Below are 257 nucleotides of genomic sequence, written 5' to 3'. Positions count from 1 at the left end.
TTATGTACTGGAGATACTACAGGAAGTGCTACGGTAAGTGCAAGTTCAGTGGCAAACCCACAAGCGACTTTTACTTTTACCTGGAACACAGTACCCGCAACGGTACAATCTGGAGTAACCACAAGTACCTTATCAAATATTGGAGCAGGGGTTTACACGGTAAGTGTTACCATAGATGGCACGGTATGTTTACCCGTAGAGCAAAGTGTAACAATTACAGAGCCACAAAACGCATTAAGTGTAAGTGCTACCTCTAC

1 protein-coding gene is annotated in these 257 nt (G+C 43.6%); it reads left to right on the top strand.

Going from position 1 to position 257, the window contains the following annotated elements; genetic code table 11:
- Nucleotides 1-257: hypothetical protein (locus tag ACY2RS_RS15645; protein ID WP_490099595.1), on the top strand; the 257-nt coding region annotated here is incomplete at both ends.

Source organism: Patiriisocius sp. 208BN25-11 (genome assembly GCF_058147145.1).
The sequence above is the reverse complement of the archived record's forward strand: the minus strand, read 5'-3'. Positions and strand labels throughout refer to the sequence as shown.